This window comes from Arthrobacter sp. SD1074B (assembly GCF_056780195.1).
On record NZ_JBRAZT010000001.1, the window covers coordinates 496,348 to 515,336 of the forward strand.

At 63.7% G+C, this 18,989-nt stretch carries 19 protein-coding genes, 1 tRNA gene and 1 pseudogene; 14 read left to right on the plus strand and 7 right to left on the minus strand.

What is annotated here, in order from left to right:
* Window positions 1-214 precede the first annotated feature (214 nt).
* From ACUYM2_RS02380 to ACUYM2_RS02405, 6 genes are all read left to right on the plus strand, one after another.
* Complete coding sequence (locus tag ACUYM2_RS02380) at window positions 215-622, plus strand: hypothetical protein (RefSeq protein WP_481598614.1); 408 nt, start codon at window positions 215-217, stop codon at window positions 620-622.
* Window positions 619-1,911, plus strand: coding sequence for a relaxase/mobilization nuclease domain-containing protein (locus ACUYM2_RS02385; protein WP_481598615.1), 1,293 nt, complete (start codon window positions 619-621; stop codon window positions 1,909-1,911). Before ACUYM2_RS02380 ends, ACUYM2_RS02385 begins: the two co-directional genes overlap by 4 nt.
* Window positions 1,904-2,419, plus strand: a complete 516-nt coding sequence (locus ACUYM2_RS02390; RefSeq protein ID WP_481598616.1) for a hypothetical protein — start codon at window positions 1,904-1,906, stop codon at window positions 2,417-2,419. The genes ACUYM2_RS02385 and ACUYM2_RS02390 overlap by 8 nt, the downstream gene beginning before the upstream one ends.
* Window positions 2,420-2,706: 287 nt before the next feature.
* Complete coding sequence (locus ACUYM2_RS02395) at window positions 2,707-3,588, plus strand: zinc finger domain-containing protein (protein ID WP_481598617.1); 882 nt, start codon at window positions 2,707-2,709, stop codon at window positions 3,586-3,588.
* 48 nt (window positions 3,589-3,636) lie between these two features.
* The gene (locus ACUYM2_RS02400; RefSeq protein ID WP_481598618.1) at window positions 3,637-4,068 is read left to right on the plus strand and encodes a hypothetical protein; all 432 of its coding nucleotides are present in this window, start codon (window positions 3,637-3,639) and stop codon (window positions 4,066-4,068) included.
* A 42-nt stretch (window positions 4,069-4,110) separates the two neighbouring features.
* Window positions 4,111-4,800, plus strand: coding sequence for a hypothetical protein (locus tag ACUYM2_RS02405; protein ID WP_481598619.1), 690 nt, complete (start codon window positions 4,111-4,113; stop codon window positions 4,798-4,800).
* 261 nt (window positions 4,801-5,061) lie between these two features.
* Here the strand turns inward: ACUYM2_RS02405 and ACUYM2_RS02410 are convergent, their stop codons facing one another.
* Entirely contained in the window at window positions 5,062-7,485 is a 2,424-nt protein-coding gene (locus ACUYM2_RS02410) for an AAA family ATPase (protein ID WP_481598620.1), read from the minus strand.
* Window positions 7,486-8,643: 1,158 nt separating this feature from the next.
* On the opposite strand from ACUYM2_RS02410, the gene ACUYM2_RS02415 reads away from it, so the two are divergent.
* Genes ACUYM2_RS02415 through ACUYM2_RS02425 form a run of 3 tightly spaced genes read left to right on the plus strand, consistent with a single transcriptional unit; the run spans window position 8,644 to window position 9,964 of the window.
* Window positions 8,644-9,195: a helix-turn-helix domain-containing protein gene (locus tag ACUYM2_RS02415; protein WP_481598621.1), complete on the plus strand. Its 552-nt coding sequence runs from the start codon at window positions 8,644-8,646 to the stop codon at window positions 9,193-9,195.
* On the plus strand, window positions 9,185-9,727 hold the full coding sequence (locus ACUYM2_RS02420) for a DUF6036 family nucleotidyltransferase (protein ID WP_481598622.1): 543 nt from the start codon (window positions 9,185-9,187) through the stop codon (window positions 9,725-9,727). The genes ACUYM2_RS02415 and ACUYM2_RS02420 overlap by 11 nt, the downstream gene beginning before the upstream one ends.
* A 30-nt stretch (window positions 9,728-9,757) precedes the next feature.
* Window positions 9,758-9,964 (plus strand): hypothetical protein, encoded by a 207-nt coding sequence (locus ACUYM2_RS02425; RefSeq protein ID WP_481598623.1) that lies wholly within the window; start codon window positions 9,758-9,760, stop codon window positions 9,962-9,964.
* A 147-nt stretch (window positions 9,965-10,111) separates the two neighbouring features.
* Here ACUYM2_RS02425 and ACUYM2_RS02430 read toward each other — a convergent pair.
* From ACUYM2_RS02430 to ACUYM2_RS02450, 5 genes and pseudogenes are all read right to left on the minus strand, one after another.
* Window positions 10,112-10,438, minus strand: a pseudogene (locus ACUYM2_RS02430) (type I restriction enzyme endonuclease domain-containing protein); the annotation flags it as partial.
* Window positions 10,439-10,719: 281 nt separating this feature from the next.
* Complete coding sequence (locus tag ACUYM2_RS02435) at window positions 10,720-11,076, minus strand: helicase associated domain-containing protein (protein WP_481598624.1); 357 nt, start codon at window positions 11,074-11,076, stop codon at window positions 10,720-10,722.
* A 57-nt stretch (window positions 11,077-11,133) separates the two neighbouring features.
* Window positions 11,134-11,370 (minus strand): hypothetical protein, encoded by a 237-nt coding sequence (locus ACUYM2_RS02440; protein WP_481598625.1) that lies wholly within the window; start codon window positions 11,368-11,370, stop codon window positions 11,134-11,136.
* A 1,440-nt stretch (window positions 11,371-12,810) separates the two neighbouring features.
* On the minus strand, window positions 12,811-13,014 hold the full coding sequence (locus ACUYM2_RS02445; protein WP_481598626.1) for an AsnC family protein: 204 nt from the start codon (window positions 13,012-13,014) through the stop codon (window positions 12,811-12,813).
* A gap of 385 nt (window positions 13,015-13,399) precedes the next feature.
* A tRNA-Ser gene (locus tag ACUYM2_RS02450) sits at window positions 13,400-13,489 on the minus strand.
* 136 nt (window positions 13,490-13,625) lie between these two features.
* On the opposite strand from ACUYM2_RS02450, the gene ACUYM2_RS02455 reads away from it, so the two are divergent.
* The 4 genes from ACUYM2_RS02455 (at window position 13,626) to ACUYM2_RS02470 (ending at window position 17,515) form a co-directional block, all read left to right on the plus strand.
* Window positions 13,626-14,675: a zinc-dependent alcohol dehydrogenase gene (locus ACUYM2_RS02455; protein WP_481598627.1), complete on the plus strand. Its 1,050-nt coding sequence runs from the start codon at window positions 13,626-13,628 to the stop codon at window positions 14,673-14,675.
* A gap of 3 nt (window positions 14,676-14,678) precedes the next feature.
* Window positions 14,679-15,077: a 6-pyruvoyl trahydropterin synthase family protein gene (locus tag ACUYM2_RS02460; protein ID WP_481598628.1), complete on the plus strand. Its 399-nt coding sequence runs from the start codon at window positions 14,679-14,681 to the stop codon at window positions 15,075-15,077.
* Window positions 15,078-15,084: 7 nt separating this feature from the next.
* Window positions 15,085-16,203 (plus strand): glycosyltransferase, encoded by a 1,119-nt coding sequence (locus ACUYM2_RS02465; protein ID WP_481598629.1) that lies wholly within the window; start codon window positions 15,085-15,087, stop codon window positions 16,201-16,203.
* A gap of 70 nt (window positions 16,204-16,273) precedes the next feature.
* The gene (locus ACUYM2_RS02470) at window positions 16,274-17,515 is read left to right on the plus strand and encodes a DNA glycosylase AlkZ-like family protein (RefSeq protein ID WP_481598630.1); all 1,242 of its coding nucleotides are present in this window, start codon (window positions 16,274-16,276) and stop codon (window positions 17,513-17,515) included.
* A gap of 52 nt (window positions 17,516-17,567) precedes the next feature.
* Here the strand turns inward: ACUYM2_RS02470 and ACUYM2_RS02475 are convergent, their stop codons facing one another.
* Window positions 17,568-18,071: a nucleoside deaminase gene (locus tag ACUYM2_RS02475; protein WP_481598631.1), complete on the minus strand. Its 504-nt coding sequence runs from the start codon at window positions 18,069-18,071 to the stop codon at window positions 17,568-17,570.
* A gap of 71 nt (window positions 18,072-18,142) precedes the next feature.
* On the opposite strand from ACUYM2_RS02475, the gene ACUYM2_RS02480 reads away from it, so the two are divergent.
* Window positions 18,143-18,985, plus strand: a complete 843-nt coding sequence (locus ACUYM2_RS02480) for a phosphatase PAP2 family protein (protein WP_481598632.1) — start codon at window positions 18,143-18,145, stop codon at window positions 18,983-18,985.
* Window positions 18,986-18,989 lie beyond the last annotated feature (4 nt).

The window sequence follows — 18,989 nt, forward strand, 5'->3', positions numbered from 1 at the left end:
GCGGGCAGCGTGTCGTCGGCGGCCAGTACCTGGGTGAAGAAGCACCCGGGTGCAGTGCCGTGGTTCGGGTTTGGGGGTCGAGGGGGAAGGGCGGAGCCCAGCCCCTCGCAAGCGGCGCACTGGACGACGAGCGAAGCGGTGTCGGACAGAGTGCCTGCTTGCGTTCGTTTTCCACCGCAGATTTCGTGCTTCAGGACTGGACGGAGGCGGGTATATGAGCAGCACTTCGCAACAGCTTGCTCCGGAGCCCAGGAGCCGCCGGATCGACACGCGGGTCAGCGAAGCTGAACTCGCGTTAGTCGAGAAGGTGGCGACGTGGCGGGGCTTGGCGCCGTCGGCCTTCGTTCGGGGCGCGGCTCTTGCCGCGGCGAAGCAGGCCGAGGGGCACGTCGGCGGCGGCGGGGCGGCCGGGCCGCCGCTGGTCGTGCTCACTGCGGTGCAGCTCAAAGTTCTGGATGCTGCGCGGGTGGCCGTGAAGCGCGTCGGGGTGAATCTCAACCAGTTGAGCCGTTTGGCGCATAAGCGCGAGGTAGACCTTGGAGCTCTCGCCCCCGTGGTCGACGAACTGGCTGAGCACTATGAACGCATGGTTTCTGTGCTCAGCGGGAAGGAGCGGTCATGAGCATCACGACGGTGTCTCCGGTCTACGACTTGGGTACCCGGGCGGCCTACCTGGAGCTCGGCGTCGGGGCGAAGAAAAAAGGCCACAAAGCGGCAGGTACTGACCGGCTGGCTCCAGGGTCTTACTGCGATGCACCGAGCATCGACGCGTTCATCAAGATGGGCAACCTGCTCGCCGAGCAGAACGGCCGCAGAGTGAAGGCACATTCCTACATCGTGTCTTTCCATCCCGACGAGCTGGATGTCAATGATCCCTTTGACCTACGGAGGGCGGGGGATTTGGCGTTCCTGCTGGCGAAGAAGATGCGGCCCAACAGTCCAGCGATGGTCGTGGTCCACGACGACGGCCAGGGCGGCTGCGTCCACGCCCACATCACGATCCTGAACCACGACACCCTGACGGGCAGAGCGCCACGGGACTTCCGCGTGCACTGGCAGGTTAGGCGCGCCAATGACGAACTGATGCGCGAGGAAGGCATGCAGGTCATCACGGCCGAGCCAGCGCAGAAGGATTCCTACTGGGCTCAAAAGCGCGGCGACATGGCGGCCTTCGATCAGCAGTTCGGCGACACAATCACGGAGGCCGCCCTCGACCCCTCCGCGGTTGACATGGCGACCTTCACCGCGGCATGCAATGCCCGCGGAGTCGACGTCGTCACTACCCGGCACAAGGTCAAGAGCGACGGGTACCGCAGCAGGAAAGCCGGTGACACGGCAGCGGGAATCACGTACAAGATGCGGGATGACACTACCCCGGGCAAGGACCCCCGGATCCGCCGGCGCAAGGCCTCCGCACTCTCGCCGGAGTTCACCGCCGACGGCCTCGACAAGATTTTCGCAAGGAAACAGGAATTGAAGGAGCAACAGCGTGACAATCATGGATCGTCTCGAACAGCAGCACCAGCAACAAGTGGACCAGCGGACTTCGGAGCTGTTGAGCGTCTTGCACGCCCGGCTCGACGAAATCGAGAAGAACCAGCAGGAGGTCGTGAAGGCAACCAACGAGGCAACACAGATCTCGACCCGCGTCTGGCTGGCACTGGAGCAGAGGCAGCGGTCGACGCAGCAGCAGACGCGCTCCGACGCCTCCGCGAACGACTCGCTCGAGAATATGCTGAGGACGCTGGCGAAGACACAAAGCGAGATGCTCGAAGTGCTGGCGAGTTCAAGAAGCGTGCAGCTGCCCGACGGGTCGATGGTCCGGGCCTCCGACCTGTCCGCCCTCGCGTTGACGCGGAAAGTGGCCGCGCAGATCATGGCGCTGTCAGCGACGAACCTGAAGTTGGCTGACGAAGTAAAACGCCAGCGTGCCGTCAACGTCGACCACGACAAGCTCGCCGGTTACCTGGTTCCCCGACTCGGCAAGCAGCTTCTGGAACACGAGCACGCCATGCAGACTGCTTTCGCTGATGCAAGCCGTCCGATGCTGGCCCAGTTGGAGGAGAGTCGCGTCGCGCTCAACGAAGCCGGCACGCAGGTTAGCGAGCAGGTCCGACGAGCCAGTGAACACGTCGCACGGCTCCGAGGAACGGTGACTTGGCGTACCGTCGGCCAGATCAGCGCTGCGCTCCTGCCGCTGGCGATAGCGGCTTCCATCGTGTTCGGGACAGCCCAGGCAGTCTGGGCGGCATTCGGGCTCCAGCCCATCCTCCATACCTTTTGGATGTGGTTCCTGGACGCCCACGAGTGGTACTGGAGGCTCGCGATCGCCGGCACTGCCTTCGCTGTGCTGACCGGCTTCGGCTGGCTCACCGTGATGGTCGGGCGGAAGCTGCACGAGTTCTTCAGGGGTTACTGAGGCGTGGTTGGGGAGGGGACGCCCGCTTCGCTGGCCCCTCCCCGGCGAGGTGGACGGATCGGTGGCCCGGGACCGTGACGGGCTTGATGACCGCCTGGATCTGAGAACAGGGTCGGCTTTGCTTTTGGCGGGCTATGATCGGGCTGTCGCCCCGTCACCCGCGCGAACCGATTTTGTGACCTTCATCATACCTTTTCTGCTCGTTTACGAGAGGTCCCTCGCCCGCCGGGCCGTGCAGCTGTCGAACGCCGCACTTTGGGTCAAATCTTTGAGGCTACGGTGTCCGAGTGAACAAGATCCAGAGCGCGGACGATCAACTCTCCCAGCTGAATCGGGCCGTCGAAATGTACCAGAAGAAAAGGCTCTCCCGGAGGGCCCTGCTCGATATTCTCAAGTGGGAGATGGCCGTGGCGGAGCCTGATACAGTCTCCACCTTCCTCGGCGAGATTCGAGGGAACGAGAATCTGACTGGTGACGTCATTGACGACGTTACTCGCGTCTACACAGAGAATGTCCAACACTGGGCCTTTCCCGAGGAAGGGGACATCGCCAAGGCACTTCCCGAAGCGGTCGAGTGTACCTTCCCGGAGCTGATCCAGTCCCTTAAAAGTGCCCGGGGTGCACTGAGCCACCTCCTTGACAAGCTCGTAGGCGTCAACGTGCGCATCAACCTGCGTTCCTCCTATGGCGCCGTCATGGATGCGCGGCGCATAGTGACAGGCGAAATCGCCCTCCTGGAGCGGGCCTGCGAACACGTGGGCGCCGGCACTCTTCTTGCGCCCGAGTTTCCTGGGGAGGACGACTTGGGGCAGCCCTCGTGGTCCTCACCCGGCGGTGCGCCACTATCCCCAAAACAAATCGTGTGGCTGGCTGACCTTGGCCAGAAGCGGCCGGAGCTCACGGTTAATTACGCGGAGGGGATCAGTGCGCATTCCAGCCCGCCACAGCTGGTTACAGAGCGAATCGAGGCCAGGGAGTGGGAGCGAATGCGGGCGGAGGAAAATCGCAGGCTTGAAGAACAGATGCGAAAGGGCATGGCACGGTCGTGCCCGAGGTGTGAAAGTGCACCAGGCGTGGCCTGCCGCAGTAGGGCAGGGATCGAGACAGATATGCACAAGGGGAGATACACGATCTTGGCGCGAACAAGCCAAAGCATTCGCCGCGGCTAGATGTCGCCGTTCAATCGTTTCGGATAGCAATGACCTGGAGTTGAAAACATGAACGATTTTGATCTGATCCCTGAGCATGGTCCTCGTTGGCGACGACCTGAGACGCTTGCCCGGAAAGTCGACCTACTTGTGAACACCATCCCGGCTGAGAACGGAAAACCCTTCGACTATCCGGCAGTCCGCGACGCAGCCCAAGCGCACGGCTTCTACGTCTCCCGGGAGCGGTGGGACCTGCTGACAACCGGCAAGGAGCAGCCCCTCCCGGAGGAGCTCCTGCGGGCCTTGGCAGGGGTGTTCGGCGTTAGCCCTGACTACCTGTTGGAGGAGGGCGGCCCCGTCTCCGAGCGGGTCGAGGCGGAACTTATTCTGGTCCGCAGCATGCGGCGCGCAGGCGTGCGCAATTTTCGTGTCTGTCAGAGCGGTCAGGTTGATGCAGCGACACTTCGGGAGATAGCCCGGATTCTGGATGAACTTGACTGAGCTTCCCCTGGAGCGGGGTCGACGAAAGGGAACGGCAACGCCATGACTGTTGGCAATTTTCTGCGGGTTCTCGTAGCTGCAACCCAGGGGACCCCGATGCCGGTAAGTCCGGAGTGGTGGACGCAGATTTCTGCGTTCACATCCATCGCCCTCTCGACAGCCATCATCGGGGTGGCCGTTCACCTTTTGCTGAAACTGCGACGTCAGAAGAGGACTCTCCTTGGCAACGTCGGAACCTATGGCGGCGGCCTAAGGCGGATTCGTGAGGCGGATGACAGGGCCGAATGGATTCGGCGGACCCAGTGGGCCCTGGGGGCTGCTGCCTCCAGCAACGACACGAGGCACTTCTATGGCATCACGATTCTTGAGGCACTGGCCCGTAGTGATCTGACCGGTCCCGCGGACAAGGCAATCCTCGACACTGTCTGGGCAGGCTCATGCACGAAAATGCGTGACAACGAGATCCGGCGCCTCCTTGCGGAATGCAGGGCAACCGGAGAAAACGAAGCATTGCAACGAAGTCTTGCGGGCAACGCCACAAGAGCCGCCCCGGCAAAGACCAATCAGGTCTTCGCCACGCTCCGCCGCGAAATCCTCGCGGCTCGGCTGAAAGTCACCCTCGACGAACAGCTGCACCGCGAGACCTCGCCGACGGTGAAGCGACTGGCGGGGATGAAACTGCCGCCGATCGCGGGGCCGCATCAGCGTGGTGGATCACCAAGCAGATACTGAAGTGCTGACCAGCTCCCGGATTAAAACGAAGGACATCCTGGTTTAGGCCCCGGCGATGACAGGTGAATCCCCGCGGCGGCCTGAGCCGACGCTGGATCTGCAGGGAGTTGCAGGCCGCTCAGTCCAAGCAACGGCGAGTCCGGTTACGGCACTAAGGCTTGTCATCGGCAGCTTTTTCCTTGCGTTGAGCGTCCCTGAGCGGGATTCCCGCTACGGGTGCGATTGCGTGCGGCAGTGGCTACCTTGGGTGCGAGAGAGCCGTTAGCCCCGTTCGTAAGGAGTTACCGCCTTGCTCTCTACGCGGTCGATGTCCTGCTGTAGGACCTTAGATATATCCGCCCAGTTCCAAGGGAGATCGCCGTCGTCGATGCGATCCCATTGGGAGTCTAGGTAAGCCTTGGATATTTTGGCCCGGGCCAACCGCTCCTTGATGGTAAAGGCGTCATGTATGTCCTCTCGGACGGAACGGTCTGTTATCGGCGTATCGACGATTATGGCGTCTACATATGTGAAGAATCCCAGGAGGGTCCTCACCGTGTAGACCCCGGCGCTGGTGACTCGATAGAAGATTCGGTCTCGGTTTTCTATGGATCGTGGGGTGCTCTCCAGTAGCCGTTCCCTCACGCACTGATCCAGGGCTTCCTTGGTTTGAAGATCCGTGAAACCAAGAAGTTGGCTGAAGGTGAATATCTCAGCGGCCTCAACAAACCCTTCACCAGAGACTTGGTCCCCGCGTGACTGGGAGAAGGAAACTATGAGGGGGATCAAGAAGTGGGCCCGGCCATCAGAGTCGCGCAACCGCAATACGTTCGCGATGTCCGAAGCTGACGGATCAAAGTGCTCATGATCCTTGTAGAGGAGTGCACGAAGAAACTCGTGAACGGGAACGTCGTATCGTCCGAAACGGTCGATTATCTCCAACATCTTGCCAGTAGCGATATGGCTTGACCCAATGAAGTCGGAAACGAACTGGAGGGCGAGTCGCATGTTGCCTGAGGCCATGTTATCTATGAGCGACATCAGCCCCTTGTTCGTCCGTAGGTTCTCTTCGAACATTCGAAGGAAGGTTTCAAGCTTTTCACTGGTTACGGACACGTTGGCCGGCAGGAGGCCTCCCTGACCTATTCCGTGCATGTTCCTGAGAGCAAACTGGATGCGCTTCGTGAGTACCACGTCAGCGCGGGGTGGCGCGATGGTGAAAACGCGTGATTGATAGCCCGACAAAGCTCCGGTTCGCTTCGATTGGTAGAACGTTTCTGGCCTTAGCGTTACGAAAACGGTTGCGTTCCACGTGCTTGCGAGCTCGTTTGAGATCAGGAAGACCTGGTCCTGGTCGTCTGTGCTTCTCTGGTCTACGTTGTCCAGAAAAACGACGACCTGCTTTCGCCTCGAGGCTTGGATGTTCTTAATGCTTGTCGCGATGTGTCCAGGGCGGTCATCCACTAGTTTCTGCAGGAACTGCAGTCTGGCGATCTTGTAGGCCCTCTCATCAATTTCCCGGAGTTGGCCGGACGGGGATGAATCGAAGTCCTTGAGGGCCTGTCGGTGAACCGACTGGGCGAAGGAATTGTCATTCAACGACGTACCAAGAAGATCCGACAGTTGTCTGATGGTCTCAGTCAGCACGTGCTCTCGGAGATCTGCAAGTGTAGTGCTAGAACCAAAGTCGATGTAGACAGTGAATGCTTGGGAGAAGAGTTCCACTGCGTCGACGTGTACAAGCCGCTGAATGAAAGTGCTCTTCCCGACTCCGACATCGCCGAGGAGAACAATGGGACGACGGTTGGTTGCTGTGGCCAGCATGTCCCGTGTTAGCTGCGGAGCCAGTCCTCTTTTTCCTTGCGCCGGAACGGCTTCCGTGGTGCCTTCATAATCGAGTGCGGCATACCTACTTTCGAGGATGTTTTTACTAATCGACGCATGTTGCGACAAAGCACCACTCGTGGCATAGCAGTCTCGAAGGAACTGGTCTCGCATGTCCCCGATCTTTGCCAAGTCTTCAAGGAAAAGATCCCCAAGTATCTCGAGGTCAGCCTGCAGCTCGTTCCTTCGCTTCATTCCTGGATAAACGGGAAGACGTGCCGACAGAGGCAGCGGGGGCTGGCTGACTGTCGTTACGAGGCGTTGAAGGAGCGTTCGATTATCGATGCCCTCTGGACTGGCAGCATCCCATAGAGCCCGGAAGTTCGTCCGCATGTCCTCAAGGCTTGTAAACACCAACGCTTTGCCATCGGATTGCGGCACACCGTCAACTCTGGCTCCGACGAACAATATGAGTTGATGTCCGTTTGATATGCCAGCGATTTGAATGCCGTTAGCGCTGGCGTACTCCATCGCCTGATGAACGGCATCAGAAACCGCTTTGGCTTCTGCCCCATGCGTCAGGGATTTCAAGCTATGAACGCCGTGTCTTGTCCCAGCAGGAAGACTGAAGGTTATGCTCTCGCGCTTGGCTTCTATGAGGAATTGCCGTGCAGGAAACCCCAGCGCATAGTCGATACGGCCAGTCCCAGCTTTCTCTTCGCACACGACCGCATGATCGTCCCAAGTCAGAACATCTCGGACGATTGCGTCGATAAGTTGGTAGCGAGTGGTTGCTTCGTTTCTATCCTCGGCTTGACGCTCGTTCTCAGCATCAATGAGCGCGCCAAGGGCCTCAAGGCCAGCGTCAAACTTGTCGGACATATCTATCCCCACTTTTAGGTCATGCAGACTTCAGGCCGCGCTGGCCGGGAATCAGATCCCAACCCGAAAAAGGGCAGCTCCCAGCTAATCCGTTGGATCGTAGCACTGAAGCTCGCGCCAGCCGGCGACCATGTCACGTTACTCGGGTCCGTGGATCAGGGCCGCGGGGGAGTTTTGTCCAATCGAGCGTGTTCCACTTCTAAGGAAATGGGACGGAGGAAAGGAATCTTGAAAACCTTCGTTATTGAGAAGCGCCCTGGTGCAAGGATTCCTCGGGCCCGGCATTGCGCCTAAATGTCGCACGCTCAGATTACGCTCCGCTCATGACGATAGATTCAGTAACGGCACTAGCTCTCGCATGGTCCGCCTCTCCATTGGGTGTTGGCGTTCTCACGGGCGTCATCGTTGCCGGAGTGCTTTCTCTGCCACGCCTCATTCGCTGGTTCATTCGGGGAATCATCGGTGCCCCCGAGAGGATACTCATGGGTACCCTGAACTTCATCGATCGAAGAACCTCATCCAAGTACCAGGGCTTGCTCTAAGGGAGGTGCTCATCCCATTCTGGCCCCGCCCGATCCGTTCTTTCCCCAACGGAATGCAGGCCCCTGCACTTCCAGAGTGATGCAGTTGAGGTACCAAAGCGCGACAGTTTTGCGGGCGGGGTATACGCGAATCCCGGATTCCCGCGTCCGTGTGGGATTTTCGCTGCGGGGGAGCGGGTTGAGGGTGTCGCGGTGGGGGACCGGCTTACGGGCACGAATCATGAGGCAAGGAATGCCGGATAGGGGACGGAGCCCTCACGAGCGGCCGTTACTAACAGACAGAGTGTAGCCAGTATTGGTCTAACCCCGCTGGTCGGAGGGCCGGCGCGATAGGGGGCGTCATCTTCGCTGCGCTTAGCTGCCACAAGGGCATTTAAGTCGAGCAACGGCGAGTAAGCCTCAAGGGGGCACGGTATCGATGTGGAATGCATGATGAAGCTGTCCGACCTGCCCTGGCCCGGCTATGACCCCTCCCGTCGCGCCACCGGACCCAGGCGCCGGAGCGCTTCTGACGGAGCGGGTCAGCGGCTGTCGGTCCAGTGTTCACGTCATCTCCTCGTCAATAGCGCCTGATCTGCGCCTACCGCGAATCCCTGTATGGGGGTAGGATACACACATGTCAACCACGTTGACGGATGAGCTCATCCGGAAGGCTAAAGCGTCCGCCCAGGAGACCGAAGAGCTCCGGCGTAAGACGATGCTGGCCTCAGACCGCCGTGCTGAGGCTCTCTTCGCCCTGGCGGCCGAGGGCCTGTCCATCCGCAAGATCGCGGACGCCACCGGCGTCAGCCTCTCCGTCGTCCAGCGCCTGCTGGAGAAGGCCAAGGCCAGCCGTCCTCCACTTGAACGCCGGGAAGAACGGGTCTCCTACGAAATGCACCGGGCCGTGGCCGAGAAGGTCATCGAGGATCCTCAGCCGGTACTGGACAAGGCGCGGACCAACCTCCAGAAGATGCTTGCCAGGACCCGCGACGCCTATGCCGCGGGCTGGGTGCATGAGTGGGAAACGCTGGTCGGCAGCGACGTCAACACTCTGGTGGAAGTGATGCTGCGCCCGGACGAACGAGGCATCGACTTGCGCCAGATGTCCCCGTTCGCTGGCGTGCTGACACAGGAAGAGCGCATGGTCGCCATCCACAAGGCACAGAAGACCGCCAGTGCGGCGTAGCGAACTTGAGCATGCCATCCGGGCAGCCACCGAGATCGTCCGCGCACCGGCGGTCTTCATCATCGGAAGCCAGTCCATCCTTGGGTCGTTCACCGAGGATGAGCTGCCCGCCGAAGCGACGTTCTCTGACGAGGTCGACATCGCTCCCCTGAATGACGACGATGCCGAATCCCTTGCAAATGAGCTAGATGGTGCCATAGGCGAGCTGTCACCCTTCCACGAAACCCACGGGTTCTATGTCCAGGGAGTCGGCACTAAAACCGCCGTTCTCCCGGCCGGCTGGGCGGATCGGCTCGTCGGCGTATGCAACGCGAACACTATGGGACGGACCGGCCTGTGCCTCGATCCTCACGACTTGTGCGCCGCTAAGCTCATCGCCGGCCGAACCAAAGACCACCTTTTCGTTGGGGCTCTCCTTGAGCACCGGCTCGTGGACGGCGAGATCATCGCTACCAGGCTTGAAACAATCGTCAACGACGACATCCGCCGCGCCAGGGCCTTGAACTGGGTTCGGAGCACCCTTCCCTCGTAGTCGGGAACGGTAAACGCGGACTCCGCACACATGAGGTCCATGAGAGACCTGCAGACCATCATCGACCGTCACGCCGCCGCTACTCCCGGCCCGCAATTCGTCGAGTTCATCGACGATCACACCGGCCGTCCCGAAGGCAAGGAATGGCTGATCTGCGATCTCGCGCGCGAGAAGTACGGCGACAACTCTGTCAGCTTCGGAGAAGACGAAGCGACGGCCCGTTTTGTGGCTGCGTGAATATGGCAGCTTGCTTCAGGACCGGTGTGACGGTTTGAGTCAGGACCACCCAGTGATGTTTTCATCTGATGTTGATGTTGGTAAGTGCGAGCGTGGCCAGTCGTTGTTCATTACATAGCACGCGGCTTCGAGCTGAAGCCGGGCCTCTGCAAACCGGGGCGCCATCGATTCCATTTGTTCCATGACGAGCTTGATTGCCTCGGGCTGCTTGTCCGGCGGATACCCGTTGATTACCAGAAGCCGTTTGATGGATGCACGAAGCTTCGCCCGGACGTCGTCCCGAACCGTCCAGTCGGTGCGCACATCGCGCTGCATGACGCCAACGAGCTGCCGAGCGATCTCGGCCAGCTTCCCTTCTCCCTGGACCACCACCGCGGACTCGTTCTGCGCCACCGCGTCGTAAAACGCCAGCTCGTCGGAGCTTAGCGGGGGAGAGAACTGGGCACCGCGCTGCCCCTCTGCCGCCACTTCCCGTATGGAGGGTGGCTACGACAGTCGCGCGGCGAGGACGCGTTGAACGCCAGTGGGGACAGCGCCCAGCCTGAGCTGCGCGGAGGGCTCCGCCTGCCCCCAATGGGCAAAACCGGGAAGAGGTCTTTACTGCGACCTAGGAGGAAAGCCTCCGCGCGAATCCAACGACTCAAGCGCGGAGGCTCCCGGTTCTCCACGCTGGGGGGACCGGAGAACCGATGTAACTCTACTAGCCGGCGTGACGTCCCTAGCCCGCTGACCGACTGGGAGGCGCATCCTTCCGGTCACCGCCGGGGAGGGCGGCCCCTGGTCCTTCCGGCCTGCCACCCGGGAATGGTGTCGTCCAGGAGCTTGAACTTCGCGGGATCCAGTTCACCGCGGCGGCGTTTGTACCGTTGGGTGTGGATCCACACCCCGAGCGTGTGCTCACGGTCTGAGTCATAGTCGTGGTGGCGGGGCCAGTCGTGGCCTTCCGCGCGGTAGACCGCGAGCTGGTCGAGGCGGCGGTGCCAGCGGGCTTCGTCCTCGGATTCCCTGCGGTTTTCCTGCCACCCTGGCACCTGCGCCAGACCGTCGCGGTAAGCCGCGTGAAGGGTGCCTTGGGCTACCTCGCGCCGGCGGTCAGAGAACCAGCGGGCCATTGATCGTTCCTCTTTGTTCTCAGAGCGGTCACGGGGGAACCGGTGCTCGGTCGAAATCTAGGCGACGATCTCATCCATGCGGGCAAGGGACGTAGGGGAGGGGCTGGATTTGGTGCCGGCGGCGGTCAGATGTGCTGCCTCAAGCTTCGGGTCCCGGCGGCGCGCGATGACCAGGTGGTAACCGACGGTGGCGGGCTCGGCGCGCACCAGCTCAGCGATGCGTTTCCGGCTCAGCCCGAGCCGGTACATCAACACCCATTCCGCGTCAGGAGCGCGCCGCAACTGCCTGTCCATAATGAGTGCCATCCTGCCACGGCGCCGGCTCGGAATGGCCCATCGTTTGGGGCAATGTTTTGATGCGGACGGGTCGTGACCCTGACACTGCGCAAGTTGTTCAGCATCCACCCCGGTCCGACAAGGACATCCAAACCAGACATCGTCAACCAAACCACCGCCGCCTAGAGGCATTCCATGTCCAACTATTGCCACTTATGCGAAGTTATACGGAGTTATAGGGGGTTATAGGAAAAACTCTATAACCCCGTATAACTCCGTATAAGTGGGGGGTGAACCTGGTGGAACCCCTACGGCTCCGGCCAAGTGAAAATGGCAGTTTGATTCAGGACCGGTGTGACGGCTGGAACGACCGACGCCACCCCTTCGTCCGGACCAAGACCCGGGGACGCGACATTAGATCCGAAGGACACCTAGTCCCGATTGTTTCACAGACGTTGTTGCAGAGGACTCTTGTCAGTGGCATCGCCACAAGTGTGTTCGCTGATTACGCCCATAGACGATGTTCAGAGGTATGTTGACTCAATGTCAGTCTAATCACCGGATTTGCCTCTCTTGGTGCAGCGCATCCTCGCTCAGCAAAGAACGACCCTTGTGGCAGTCGCGACCCAAGCGCTCGTCAGCTTTGGCAACCCTCCTGCCAGTTCGGCAGCTTTGCGTGACCACGAATGGGCCAGGCAGCACAAACATAAAGACACGGTGGTGGCGGCATTTGCCGAGTCGGCTGGAACGGTGGCCTCATTGCTTGCCGCGGCCGATGAATATTGCCGTGGAATCATGGCGCTACTGGATGATGATCAGATGCTGGCCTTGCCGGCCATGAATTGCGTCCGCGCCATACACGACGCCTCCTTGCGAATATGTTGCTTGGTAGACCCTGAAATCTCTGCGGAAGCGAGGCTAGCCCGCTCGGCCGCCGATTTCCTAGCAACGGTCCAAGGTGGCATCCCACTTCTGCGAATTGTTGACGAATCTTTCGGAGATAGAGGCGATCTGCAGAGAGGCTTGAAGGGCAGAGACGGGGCTGTAGAACACTTCGTCAGTCTCGGCCTGGAAGTGAAGCTAAACGGGAAAGGAGACGCGATCCACGTCCGCTGCGGCAACTATGTGGCCAACGTAAATGTGAAGAGCACTGACTTGAGCCGTAAGTACACACCCCGAGTCCATTACGCATGGGGGCTTAACTCGGGCGCTACGCACTCCAGCCCCTGGTTGACGCATGGGCTCTCGGGCCCCTGGTCCCAAATGCTTGTGTCCATGATCTCCCCATTGCTGGATATCTCTGATGCTCTCGCCACCAAGCTCCTCGGATACGTAGGTCTACCTGCGGATGATGTGCGTCGATCCACGCATACACGCCGGCTCCTGCTTATGGACCGGTACGGACGTGATGGGCGTCCGTTTGTGCACCATGAGGCTTACCACCTGGGGAACTAGGGCTTAAGGCTTGTCGCTCCAGCGTTCGTGGGCTGATTGCCGGCTGATTCCTACGGCGCGGCCAATGTCCGCCCAGGACGCGTCCCCTGACTTCGCGGCCGCAACTGTTTTAACCAGCCGGTGTCCGGCCTGGTTGTATTCACGCGCTTCGGCCTCTGCGCCGGCCACAGCTTCCATCGGAGCGAGGTGGGCTTTCCACTCGGTCAAAGGCGCCGCCGCCTCGGGGCGGTGACGGGTGGAGTGCGGACTTCCGGCACCACAGGCTACCCGGAGGGCCCGCGGGGAGGGATATGTCCCGAGTCTTCTGGCTGCCCAAGGCCAGCCGGGTCAAGGTACGGCTGACCCGGATCGCGCTCATGCCGCGGCCGTACCGGCCAGTCGCTGGAGTATGGCGAGGCCGGCCGGTGTTCCGGACCAGCGCCGTTCCAAGGGCCCGTGGCCCGCCTTGCGAATGACCGAGCTTAGAACCAGGGCCACGATGATCGGGCGGGCGGAAGCAAGTTTTGCCAATTCTTTGCCAATGGACGGGCAGGGGGCAAAGCAAAGGCCCCTGCTTCCCTTGTAAACAAAGGGAACCAGGGGCCTTGCTACGTGGCGGTGACGGTGGGATTTGAACCCACGTTGGCTTTTACACCAAACAACATTTCGAGTGTTGCACCTTCGGCCGCTCGGACACGTCACCAACCTGACTAGGGTACCGGAGCAATGCGCCCAACCCCAAAACGGCGCCCCGACGGCCTCCGAAAACGCGCCGCGCGCCCCGCCCGCGGCGCCGGAACTTTCCCACGTCCGGCCGCGGCACTAGATTCATAAGCAAGATGAGCAACCCGAACGAAACAACCCCAGCCCCAACCACTGCAACCGCATATTGGACCGTCGGCCCGGAGCAGGGTGAACTCCGCCGCGAGGAACTGCCCGCACCCGGCCCCGGCGAGGCCTTGGTGCGTTCGCTCTACTCCGGCATCAGCAAGGGTACCGAGATGGTGGTGCACAACGCCCGAGTGCCGGAGTGCATTGCCGAGGAAATGGCAGCGCCGCATCAGGAGGGCAGCTTCCCGTCACCGGTGAAGTTCGGCTACCTCTCCGTCGGCGTCGTCGAGGAGGGCCCGGCCGCCTGGCAGGGCAAGACGGTCTTCTGCCTGCACCCGCACCAGGACCGCTACATCGTCCCGGTCGGATCGCTCACGGAGGTCCCGGCCGGCGTCCCCGCCCGCCGCGCCGTGCTCACCGGCACTGTGGAAACCGCGGTCAACGCACTGTGGGAGGCCGGTCCCCGGCTCGGCGACCGCGTTGCCGTGATCGGCGCCGGCCTGGTCGGCGGCATGGTCGCCAAGCTCCTTGGCACCTTCCCGCTGGGCCGGCTGCAGCTGATCGACGTCGACCCGGCAAAGCGCGCCTTCGCCGACACCCTCGGCGCCGACTTCTGCCACCCCGACGACGCGCTGCCGGACTGCGACATCGTGATCCACTGCTCCGCCTCGCAGGCCGGGCTGCAACGCGCGCTGCAGCTGGTGGGGGACGAGGGCGAGATCATCGAGATGTCCTGGTACGCGGACCGCCTGGTCACCCTGCCGCTGGGGGAGGACTTCCACGCCCGCCGGCTCTCCATCCGCGCCAGCCAGGTGGGCGTGGTGGCCCGCGCCCGCCGCCACCGCCGAACCAACGCCGACCGGCTGAACCTCGCCGTCTCGCTGCTGGCCGACCCGGTTTTCGACGCCTTCCTCACCGGCGCGTCCAGCTTCAGCGAGCTGCCCGACGTCGTCCAGCACCTCTCCGACGGCAACCTGGACGCGCTCTGCCACGTGATCGAATACCCCGCCGCCGAAGACTCAACCACCGACGCCCCCGCAACAGAAACCACGAGGTAATCCGTGTTCACCCTGACCGTCCGCCGCAATTTCATGATCGCCCACAGCCTGCCGCGCCCGGCGTTCGGCCCCGCACAGGGCCTGCACGGAGCCACTTTCGTCACCGAGGTGACGTTCCGCCGTCGGGCCCTGAACCAGGATGCGATCGTGCTGGACATCGGTGAAGCCGGCGAGGTGCTGGACGACGTCCTGGCGGGCCTGAACTACAAGAACCTGGACGAGCACCCGGACTTCACCGGCAAACTCAGCACCACCGAAGCACTGGCCCAGTACATCGCCGACGCGGTGGCCGGCCGGATCCGCGGCGGGGAGGACGGCAAGGCGCTCGCCGGCATCGACGTCACCCTGCGCGAAACCCCCGACGCCTGGGCCAGCTACTCGCTCAAGTTCGACGCCGGCTAGCAGCCCCGTGGAAGCGACCGGCCTCCGGCTCCTGGTGCCCGGCAACGTGCGCCACAACTCCGGCGGCAACGCCTACAACGCCGCGCTGCTGCGCGCCCTCGCGGAGCTCGGCGTCGCGGCGGTGTCCTGCGGGGTCGACGGCGACTGGCCGGTCGGCAGCACGGCAGACCGGCAGGGGTTCGGCCACTTGCTGATGGAGTCCGACGCCGGCCAGGTCACCCTGGTGGACGGCCTGGTGGCCTGCGGGGCGCCGGGTGAGCTGGAAGCGGCGGCCGCTGCCGGGGCGCCGGCCTGGATCCTGCTGCACATGCCGCTGGCCGCGGACCCGGACCTGGAACGCCGTGCCCTGCGGGCCGCGGCCGGCGTCATCTGCACCAGCAATTCGGCCGCGGCGGCCCTGCGGGAACGGCACGGGCTGCTTGGACTCCCTGGGCTGCACGGGCCGGCCAAGATTGGCGTGGCGCTCCCCGGCGCCGAGGCCGCCCCGGCCGCCGCCGGTTCCGAGCCGCCACACCTGCTTGCGGTGGCCGCGCTGCTGCCGAACAAGGACCAGTTGCTGCTGCTGCGCGCCCTGGCCGGCCTCACCGACCTTGCCTGGACGGCCTGCTTCGCCGGTTCGGACACCGCGGATTCCGCGTACGCCGCCCTGCTCCGGCAGGAATCGGCGCGTCTCGGCCTGACGGAACGGGTCCGGATTCCCGGCGAGCTGCGCGGAGCCGAACTGGACGCCGAGTGGGCCGCCGCCAACCTCAGCCTGCTGATTTCCCGGGCCGAGACCTATGGGCTGGTGGTCACCGAATCCCTGGCCCGCGGCGTGCCGGTGATCGTCCGGCAAGGCACGGGCGCCGTCGAAGCCCTCGCGGCCGGCACCCCCGACGCAGACCCCGCCGGCACCCCCGGCGCCGAAGCAAGTGCGCTGCCGGGCGCCGCCGTCGAACTCGGGGACGACCCCGCGCCGCTGGCAGCGCTGCTCCGCCGCTGGCTCACCGACCCGGAGCTCCGAGCCCGGTGGCAGGCCGCCGCCCGGGCCGCCCGGGAACACCTGCCCGGCTGGGACGCCACCGCGCGGACGGTCCTGGCGGTCATCGCAAATCAGCCGCCGGCCCACCCAACCAACTCGCAGTAGTTGCCGTTTTCAGGCCCGTTGACGGCAACTAATGCGAGCTACTTGGGCGGGGCGGGTGGAGAATGACCCCATGACCACCGAGCCCGTGACCGTGCAGCTGCCGCCCGCCGAGAGCCTCACCCCCGAGCGGCTCCGGGCGTGGTCGTGGCACCGACAAGGCCTGGACGGTTCGCTGGCCGGGTGCACTGCGGAGCAGGTGTTCGCCCGGGCCGGCTGGGCGCGGTCCGTGGGCGGCGCCAACCCGTACCTGACGCTCTTCGCCCGCGCCGGCATCCGGCGCGCGCAGGTGGACCTGGACGTGCTGGAACACCGGCTCCTGGAACTCCCGACGGCGCGCGGCTGCACCTACGTGCTGGGCAGCGACGACTTTGCCTGGGCGCTCCGGCTGGGACGCGACCCGGCCGAGGCCGGCTTCAAGGTGGTCGGCCGGCTGGGAGTGGACCGCGGCGAGATCGCGCTGCTCGAGGAGCAGGTGCTGCACACCCTCAGCGAAGCCGGAGTTCCACTGGACCCGCGGCAGCTCAAGAATGAACTCGGCGATTCGGTGCGCAACCTCGGCGAGGAGGGCAGGAAGAAAGGCGCCGCCACCCCGCTGCCCACCGCACTGGGCCTCCTGCAGGCGGACGGCCGGATCCGCCGCGTTCCTGCCACCGGCCGGCTCGACCAACAGCGCTACGCTTACGAGCCTTGGGGCCTGCCGCCCAGCACGCTCAGCGACGACGAGGTCCGCGTGGAGCTCATCCGGCGCTACCTGGGCTGGACCGGAGGCGCCACCTTCAAGCAGTCCCAGTGGTTCACCGGCTTTACCGTCGCGCAGAGCAAGGCCGCGCTGGCCGCCGTCGGCGCGGTTGAGGTTCCCACCGCCGCCGCCGGAGACCCGCTCTGGATGCTGCCCGACGACGTCGACCTCCTCGCCGCCTTCGAGGAACCGGCCGAGGAACAAATCCAGCTGCTCGCGGGAACTGATTCGCTGGTGCTGCTGCGCCGGAACGCGGCGGAGCTGCTGGCAGCCGAGGACCAGGACAAAAAGGCGCTCGGCTCGCTCGCGCTGCAGGCCGACCTGCCGGATCATCCCATCCTGGACCGCGGCCGGATCATCGGGCTGTGGCAGTACGACCCGGGCCGGGAGAAGATCGCCGCCTGGCTGTTTGGCACCCCGACTCCGGCAGTGACTCGGCGGATCGCCGAGGTGGAGGCCTGGATCAGGTCGGACCTGGGCGACTTCCGCGCCTTCAGCCTGGACTCACCGGCGTCGCGGCAGAAGCGGATCGAGGCGCTGCAGGCGTCCACCACGGCCACCGCCGAGCGGTAGCCGGGCCAGCGCGCTACCTGCCGCTTACCTGAGCGCCGCCCGAATGACAGGATCAGGCGCCGCGGTGCCCGGCGAAGAAATCCCGCAGCAACGCACCGCATTCCTGCTCCCGGACCCCGGCGTAGACCTCCACCCAATGGTTGAGCCGGCGCTCGCGGAGAATGTCGAAGACGGAGCCGGCGGCCCCGGCCTTCTCGTCCCAGGCGCCAAAGACCACCCGCGGAATCCTTGCCAGCACCACGGCGCCGGCGCACATCGCGCACGGCTCCAGCGTCACCACCAGGGTGCAGTCCTCCAACCGCCAGCCGTCGTCCTCCAGGCCGGCCAGGGCGCGGCGCGAACGCAGCCGGGCCGCGGCCTCCCGGATCGCCACCATCTCGGCGTGCGCCGTCGGGTCCCCCAGGGCCTCCCGCTCATTGCGCCCGGCGCCCAGCACCGAACCGTCCGGACCGATCACGACTGCGCCGATCGGCACGTCCGCGGTGGCCAGCGCCCGGCGCGCCTCGGCAAGGGCCAGACCCATCCATTCGGCATGGCGGGGCTCGGGGGTAGTCATGGCTCAATGATAGTTTCGACCCTAAGCAAGCTGTGCACCTGGCCGGTGCACCGGGAAGTCGGGAGAGGGCATTGAGCACCAAGACTGAGAGCTGGCTGATGCGGCGCTGGGGCAGGTGGGTGGTCCCGTACGCCGCGCTCTGGATCACGATGCTGATCGGCGGCGTCGTGGTCGTCGCCCTGGCGCTGACGAGTGCGGAAGTCTACGACAACGTCGTGGACGACGCCGGCCTGGCCAACCTGGACAAGCCCACGCTGGGGTTCATGCAACAGCTGCGCAGTCCGGGCCTGGACGCGTTCGTGACCGGCTTCACCAACATCGGCGGCGGCATCGGCATGCCGATCCTGGCCAGCATCCTGACGGCGTGGCTGATCTGGGTCTCCCGGACCTGGCGGCCGCTGATCCTGATCGGGGGCGCCGCCGCCGTGTCGATTACCGCCACGACGGTGGGCAAAAAACTGATCGGCCGGGCCCGTCCCGACTTCGCGGACGCGGTGCCGCCCTACGAGACGTCGCCGTCGTTCCCCAGCGGCCACACGCTGAACTCGACGGTGGTGATCGGTCTGGTGGTTTACCTCGCCTGCCTGCAGGTAAAGCGCACCATTGCCCGCGTCGGTTTCATCACCGCCGGTGTGATCTTCGTCTTCGCGATGGGCATGAGCCGCGTCTTCCTGGGCCATCACTGGATGACCGATGTGATCTTCGGCTGGGCGCTCGGCCTGGGCTGGGTGGGGATCGTGATCCTGGCCCACAGGCTGTTCCATGTGCTGCGGCACCGGGAGCACACCGGCCCCGCCCCGACGTTCGACAACGAGGCGCACCTGCGCGACCGCGCCCCGGACGACGCCGCCGGGGGTACCGCCGCCGACGCCGATACCCCCGGCTCCGCGGGACGGTCCTCGGCGTCCGGATGATAGT